General features: G+C 50.6%; 2 protein-coding genes and 3 pseudogenes. 4 read left to right on the top strand and 1 reads right to left on the bottom strand.

Annotated features, from left to right (window positions below; translation table 11 throughout):
* The coding region (locus BMI79_RS22610) for an IS3 family transposase (RefSeq protein ID WP_143555414.1) at positions 1–96 on the top strand (96 nt) is incomplete at its 5' end.
* Positions 97–376: 280 nt separating this feature from the next.
* Positions 377–493: pseudogene (locus tag BMI79_RS24655) on the top strand (phage integrase central domain-containing protein); the annotation flags it as partial.
* A gap of 35 nt (positions 494–528) precedes the next feature.
* On the opposite strand, the pseudogene BMI79_RS24650 reads toward BMI79_RS24655, so the two are convergent.
* Positions 529–618 (bottom strand): annotated as a pseudogene (locus tag BMI79_RS24650) (hypothetical protein); the annotation flags it as partial.
* A gap of 544 nt (positions 619–1,162) precedes the next feature.
* Here BMI79_RS24650 and BMI79_RS24645 point away from each other — a divergent pair.
* Together BMI79_RS24645 and BMI79_RS22600 are read left to right on the top strand one after the other, a co-directional pair.
* A pseudogene (locus tag BMI79_RS24645) lies at positions 1,163–1,249 on the top strand (ESPR domain-containing protein); the annotation flags it as partial.
* Between the two features lie 537 nt (positions 1,250–1,786).
* Positions 1,787–6,512: beta strand repeat-containing protein (locus tag BMI79_RS22600; RefSeq protein WP_425272371.1), on the top strand; the 4,726-nt coding region annotated here is incomplete at its 3' end.

The raw sequence follows: 6,512 nt of genomic DNA, 5'->3' as shown, positions 1-6,512 counted from the left end.
TTTAATTATATCGAGTGCGATTACAATCGTTGGCGTCGCCACAGTGCCTGTGGTGGTCTTAGCCCGGAACAATTTGAAAAACAGAACCTCGCTTAGCCATGTGTCCATTGTTCGTGGGTAAGATCAACTCATGAAGTACCGTATTTACTGGATTTAAGTGTTGGCGTTCTACTCCCTTCACCGCTCCAAACTCACTTCTCCCTAAGTATCCCAAAGTCTACTCAAGCCACTACCCACAAGCCTTTACATCAAATTTCATTATCCTGACGTCTATTAAGTTGTATTGAAATCTATTCACCGTTGGGGGGATAGATGGGGGTATTGAACTAAGCACCCCCAAAAAGTCCCCCCTTGAAGGCGGTACGCACATTGAGAGATAGCGCGTGAGTGGTACGAAAAGCGCCGCGATCGCTGGTCAGATTCGTATGCCGAAGAGATGATGAAAACGTTCGAGAGCGATGTTTTCCCCTACATTGGCCACCACCGAATCGCAGCCAATAATTTCTCACCACCGACTTCCAAGAATCTTTGACGTACTCCACCTTGATAACGGGTCTGTTGGGCTTCTTTACGCATCAGTCGTCGTTCTTTATCAGGAATTGCTGTTATGATCGGCATCGCTCAGTCCGGTGGGATATTTGGCGATTGAACAGATCGTTCAACTTGGGCTGAATCCCATTCTGTAATCTTGGCTAGATGAAATATTTAAGTGGGCCTCATCCTGAGCTGTTTACTTTGAACTCCGATTGATATAGGTAATATCCTTATTATTTGATTTTCCACTCCTTGAATTACCTTGGTTTTCCTAAAATTTCTTACCCGCCAAATATATTAAAATTACTTTAATATGTTTTATATCAATTAGATAGGTGTCATTTATATGAGAATGAATATCATTATAAATGGTGGTGATATTTCAATGAGAGTAATCTTAACTCATTGAATGCATATATTAATTTCAAAAAAACAGCATAGATAGCCCTTCTTTGTCCTTGATTTTAAAAGAATTCAACCCGTAATGGGTCTGTTTGCATTTTGGCAGGACAGAACTAGATTTAATGTAAATTTGTTTTTTTGTGTCCTCAAATCTCGCCACTGCATAGCCCTGAGTTTTAGGCAGTAGACAGTTTGATGATGGCTGACCGTTTTTAAAGGAGTGTTTATGAACAAGGTCTATAGAGTAATATGGAGTGCTGCATTACAGGTTTGGGTGGTAGTGAGTGAACTGGCGAAAGGGAGACAAAAAACAGCCAGTAACACAGGTTTTTCATGCCCTACTAACGGTTTGCAACCTCAGCATTTCCTTGCTACCAAACTTAGTGTAATAGCACTCTCACTTTGCGGACTTCTCGGCAGCCAACAGGTTTACGCTATTACTCTTGCCGAATGTGCAAGTTTGGGGCCAGCGACTTGTGCTCCAGTATCAACTCCAGCTCAATTACAAACGGCATTAGCCTCTGCCAGTACTGTAAGTACTATTCTTTTGACGGACAATATCACGTTACCCGATGCAGGTTATAGTTTCTACTTGGGAAATAACAGGCCAAATCTAGTTATTGATGGCGGCGGTGTTTATAATATAACCTATAGAAATTATGGTTTAAATATAGCATCTCCAGCAACGACAGCGAGCTCAGCATCATTAAGTATAGTTAATTTCAATAACATTATAGCTACGAATGGTTCGGCGAATGTTAATAGATTTATCTTTATAAATAATCCATCGGTTAATATTGCAGTAAATGTTGATAATGTTAACTCTATTGCGGATGGTAAGTTGGTTGCCATGGGGGCGGACTCTGCCGGTGAACAACCGAATGATTCCCCTATTACAATCGGGAATATAAATACTGACGCAGGGATTACATTCGGTGCTTATCGCCAAGTCATACTTGGTAGCAATATCACGTTCAACGGGCGTTTTCATGTCACTCAGCTAGCTAACGGTGGCTTTCCAGCGGTGCTGTGGACTAACGACAGTGCGCTCAATAGTATCATTCATTTAACCAGCACCGCTGATGTGCTTTTCACCGGTGCTCAATTTACCAATGGGCAGGCTTATGCAGGGCTGACTAATGCCCATAATTACAGCTATTTTATCGATGACGGTGCTAGATTTGGCTTGCTGATGACTGGTGGAGCCCAAAATCTTCTTGCCGCTGATAATAATGGTTTGAAAATTGGTACTTATACGCCAGGTGGTGGTTTTGGCAGTGGTGCTATATTAAATATAGTCCCTCCTTCAGGTAACGGCATTAGTAATGCTAGCAGTGCTGCATCGTCTTCAGCTATTTATAATGGGCCGACTTCACCTAATGATGTGATCTATAACATCGCACCTGGTTCCATTATTACCGTAAGTGGTTCGACGAATAGTGGGATACTTGCCACCAAAACCACCGGTGCGGGGGGAATTTATATTCGCTCCGGAGCGACTATCTCTGATGGCACGGCAAATGTCACTGCTGGCACTGGGATTAACGTCACTGCTAACTCCTCGGGCAAAGTGGTGGTGCGCAATGAGGCGGAAGGGACGATCAGAAAAGCCACCGGGATCAGTGTCACAGATGCGGGGAGCAGCACGGTAGATGTTACTAACGCTGGGACGATTAACAGTACCACTGCCGGTGTGGCACTCACCCATAATGGTACAGGAACTGTCACGCTGACCAACAGCGGTTCGATTACCAGCACCACTGCCGGTTTGGCATTGAATGCGACGACTGCCGGTAAAGTCATCTCGGTAGATAGTACCGGTGGGACAATCACGGCGACCGGGGGTAGCGGTATTACGCTCGGCAACAACATTGTGCTTAATCTTGTCAACGGAACGATAGCGACCACCGGTGTGGCTACCGGCCTGACCATCGGTGCAAGCAACCTGGGCATCCAGACGTTAACTGGCACCATTTTCAACCTGGGGGGAACCGGCAGTGCGATCGCCAAAGGGGCCTCGGGGAGTGTCAATCTCAGTAATGTCCAATTTAATGCCACCAGCGGCACGGTGTTCACCACCCTGGCTGGCCTTAATTTCCTGCAAGGTTTGGCAAATAACGCCATCAACCTCACGGGAAGTGGTGCGGTCACCGGGATCAGTTCAACGACTTCGCTCGATCTCTCTTCCGCTTACCTGGATATCAATGTCAACAATGTCGCAGCAACGGGCATTGCGACCTCGGGTGCCACCGGAGGTGCCGTCACCCTTGGCCCTAACTCGACGATCAATGCCAGCGGGGGGGCTGCCGCCATCACCTTTGGCAACAGTATTGCCGAGACATTGACCAATAACGGGAGCATCAGCGGCAGCGTTTCCATGGGGAACAGCGGTAACACCGTCGTTAACAACGGTACATTGGGTTCGCTGACCAGCGGCACAGGGGCGGATACGCTGACGTTGAACAGTGGCTCGGTCAGTACCGGGATCATCGATCTGGGAGCCGGTAATAATATCGTTAACATTAACGATGGCGCCACGATCTATACGGTGAATACCGGAGCCGGTAACGACACCTTCAATGTCAATAACCTCACGAGCGGTAGTACCACCTCTCTAGGGGTGCTGAATGCGGGGGGCGGCACCAATACGCTGAATCTGAGCAACTCTACCCGCACTTTGAACAGCGCAACCCGGCTGCAAAACTTCGCGGATATTAATCTGACCGGCAACTCCCAGATTACCCTGAGTGACAGCAGTAATATTACCAGCGGCAATGTCAATCTGGCTGCCGGTAATAGCCTGTTATTCGGTAATACCTATAACGGCGCATTTGGCGCTATTCTCGGTGGCACAGGCAATGCGCGGGTGCAGTCGGCTGGCAATGTCACTCTAAACGCGGCCAGCACTTTTGCCGGTAACTGGCAGATTGATGCGGGTGGCACGTTGAACGCCAATGCATTTAACCAGTTCGGTACCGCTTCGATTGCGCTTAACGGCGTGTTGAATTTTTCCAATAGCGGGACGTTTAACAATGCCTTGACCGGTACGGGCTTGCTGAATATCAACGACACGGGCGGTGCCTTTGATTTTGGCGTCGGTGCCGGTAGTGCCTTTGCCGGTACCGTGGATATCAGTAATGCCACGTTCAATTTGTCGGGCCTCAATTCCAGTGCGCTGAATAACGCCACGCTGCGTAATTCAACCGGAGGGGTTCTCACTCTGGATCCCGGTGTGCATAACGTGGGCGATCTGGTCTTTAACGGCGGCACCTTGCAGTTTTCACCGGGGGGCCTGATCAGTACCGGTGGCGGTACAGGGGCGGGTTTACTCTCCGTCACTGGAAACTCGGTGATCCAGGCCGATCCTACGTTGCTGACCGCCGGTAATATTTTAGATCTCAATGCTGGGGCTTTTACCGATCTGGTGCAAAGTGGCAATGCGCTTTCTGCTGCGGATTTAGCAAGGCTTCAACTGCAGGATTTATTGGGTAATAACCTGCTGACGGGAACCACGGCAGACTATATACAGGGCGGCCAAGTGGTCGCAGTGAATACCTACGATTTTGATCTGGTCAGCAATTATGGTTTCAGTAATCTGGGGTTGAGTATCCATGAACAACTGACGAAGTCGGATCTGCAAGCTGGGCAAACGCTGACCTTGACCTCTAACGGGGCCAGTAATACCACGCTGACCTCACAGTTAACCGGTGTCGGTAATCTGGCCATTGGCGCAGATAGCACGGCGCTGACTATCAGTAATGAGTTGAACGACTATACGGGTACTACTACGGTCAATGCCGGTAGTCTGACGCTGGGAACCAATAACGCGCTGGGCAACACTTCGTTGCTTGACGTTGTTGCCGGCGCAACGGTTAACTTGGCGGGCCATGAGCAAACCGTTACTGCATTAAATAACGCGGGTACCGTCGGCTTGGCCGGAGGCACCCTGAATGTGAGCAATGGCGGCACGTCGAGTAGCACCGGTGGGCTGACCGGCACGGGTGCATTGAATATCAATGGCGGTACGTTCACCGTGACGGGCGCAAACAGCGGCCTGTCGGCCCAGACGCAGACCACGGTGGCCAGCGGGGCGATCGCCACGCTCAGCGGGGCGGGTAATCTGGGTAGTAGTGGGGTTGAAGTGAATGGCACTCTGAACCTCAACAGTGCCAACCCGGCTTTTGGCAACCAGCTCAGCGGTGTGGGTACCGTGAATGCTAATGCCGCTGTCACCCTGACAGGGAATAACAGCTTCAGCGGGACATTTGATGTGAATGCCAACGGTAGCCTGACGGTTAGCAGCGCTGCCAATTTGGGGAATGCTGAGGTAGATTTAACGGATGCTACCGCCCAATTGTTGCTGAACGGTTTCACCGATAATCTCGACAATACCCTGAGCGGAGTATTGGATTCTACCGTGCAGCTCAGCAATGCGTCCAACACCACCCTGACCGGCACTAACAGCAGCTTTGCCGGCCTGTTTGACCTGATAGGCAGCAGTACCCTGACCGTTTCGCAGAACGATAACCTGGGCACCGGCGGCGTCAGCATTGGCAGCGGCAGCACGCTGATTTTTGATACCTATGCGGGCGGCACCTTGACTGCATTGAATAATGCCCTCAATGGTGCGGGAAGCTGGGTGCTGCGCAACAGCAACATCAACCTTTCCGGTAGCAACAATGCGGCGGGCTTTAGCGGCCTGCTGGACATCAACACCGGCGCCTCGCTAACGCTGAACGGTGCCACGACGTTGGATGCGAACACCGTATTGAACGTCAACGATGCGACCAGCACCCTGAATATCAACAACAGCGGGGCCTTTACCCTGAACAACGCCCTGACCGGGGCCGGGCAGGTGAATGTGGATACGGCCAATAGCGCCTTCAGTTTCGGAGCCGGAGCGGGGTCCGCCTTCACCGGCAACGTGACGCTGAATAACACCACCTTCTCGTTGGCCGATACCAATGCCAGCGCTCTGGCGTTGGCTGGGCTGACCTTGGGGAATGGCAGCGTGACCACGGTGGGGGTAGCTGGCACGCCGAGCAACGCAACGTTGCAGAGCTTGACGCTGAATGGCGGTAAGCTGAACTTTACCGGCGGGGCACCGTTCTCCAGCGCTGAGAGCACCATTACTACCCAAACCTTGGGCGCTAGCGGGGGGACCGTGAATCTGGTCGGCGGTGCTTCTTGGGATAACAACCTGCCATCAGCTCTCTCGATTCTAGATCAGGACCGAGGGGCGGTCACACGGCTGATCAGCGCGAACAGCGCCAGCGGTGTTGAGAATTTGACGCTGACGATTGATGATGTTGCCGTGACACCGGGGCAAGGTGTGGTCAAAGGGATTGATCAAAATACAGTGCGTGTAGCAGAGGCAACCTACAATTACACGTTGTCTAACACCAATGCTCTAGGTGCTTTTGGGTTGTATCTGAATTACGATCTGAGCGCGATTAACCTGCTGCTGGACAATCCTAATGCCCTGATTATTGCCACCGATGTCAGCCCGGATTCCAACAAAAATCTGACTGCGCAACTGACCGGGGTGGGCGGCGTTGCCTTTGATGCCAGCAACG

It is taken from the genome of Serratia oryzae (genome assembly GCF_001976145.1).
Taxonomy (GTDB): domain Bacteria; phylum Pseudomonadota; class Gammaproteobacteria; order Enterobacterales; family Enterobacteriaceae; genus Chania; species Chania oryzae.
The sequence above is the reverse complement of the archived record's forward strand: the minus strand, read 5'-3'. Positions and strand labels throughout refer to the sequence as shown.